Origin of the sequence: Streptomyces calidiresistens (assembly GCF_014141525.1) — a bacterium.
In the GTDB taxonomy this organism is placed as follows: Bacteria; Actinomycetota; Actinomycetes; order Streptomycetales; family Streptomycetaceae; genus Streptomyces; species Streptomyces calidiresistens.
The window spans coordinates 1-1156 of sequence record NZ_VKHS01001195.1; the positions used below are offsets into that span (position 1 = coordinate 1).

The 1156-nt window shown below is 73.8% G+C and carries 1 pseudogene; it reads left to right on the top strand.

Going from position 1 to position 1156, the window contains the following annotated elements:
• Window positions 1-479: 479 nt before the first annotated feature.
• Window positions 480-1156 (top strand): annotated as a pseudogene (locus FOE67_RS26335) (hypothetical protein); the annotation flags it as partial.

Here is a 1156-nt window from a genome sequence, read left to right on the forward strand (position 1 = left end):
GTGCCGCTCGCACCGCCCGCCCCCGCACCGACCCGGGGAAAGCCGTATCCCTGTCGGGGCTGCCACGACGTGCTGCTGCGCCCGGGCTCCGGCCTGACCCACTGTCGGGCCTGCCACGAGACGATGACCCGGACCCCGGCCGCCGCCTGACCCGACACCCGGCTTCGGGTGTGCCGACACCGTGCCTGCGCGCCCTGTCAGCGGTTTCCACGCCCGCGCGGGGATGGTCCCACCGGCGGACGGGACCGCACCCGCGTCGCCTCCCGCTCTCCCTCGCACCGGGTGAGGGCTTTGACGGAGAAGAGGGTGGTGGGGTGTCACAGCTTTCCGGCGCGGCCCGGAGGCGGGGCGGGAATCGACCGGGTGTGATTGACGGGTTGTCGGCCGCTGTCGAGGATGTTCACCGTCCCGCGCGGCGCGGGCCGAGCCGATGGCCCCGTCCCCGAGGCGGGGCGTCGTCCCGGGGAGGCCGTACCGCAGTGCCGCACATCGCGCGACGATTCCTCCTGTCCGGCAGCCGACTCGCGCTCGCCGGCTTTCTCACCGGCCTCACGGGTCTGCTGCTCTTCGTGCCGCTCTCCGGCCACGCGCCGGCGGTCACCGCCGCGTACGGGACCTCGCTCATGGCGATGTCGGTGGTGACGGTGCTCGGGGCCGGCGCGACCGTGATGGTGGTGCAGCGGCTCGCCGGTGCCCGTCGCCGCCCCGGCCGGGAGGACGTGCCGGCGGTCGGGGAACCGGATCCGGCCACCCGGGAACTCCACGACCTCTGCGCCCTCGTCCTGTTGGGCACCGCTCTCCTGCCACCGCTGCTCGTCCTCGTCGGAACCCTCGTGTGGTTGACCGATGACACCGGTCTCGCGGCGGTGGCGTACTGGTCCCGGGCGCCAGGGATGGTGTTCGTTCCCCTGGGCGCCATGATCTCCGGCCTGTTGGTGCTGGAGGATCGGCAGCGCGTGCAGCTGCGGATCGCGGTGGAGAACCTGGTGTTGGTCGCGGCGGCGGCCGTCCTGCTGGCGCGCGTCGACCTCTCGCCGGTTCGCGTGCTGCTGGCCGTGGGATTCGTCGGTGTTCTGGTGGACGGCTTCACCTTCCTCCGGCTGCGGTACCGGTTGGGGGAGGGGTCCGGCGCCCGGCTCGGGGCCGTGCTGCGGGG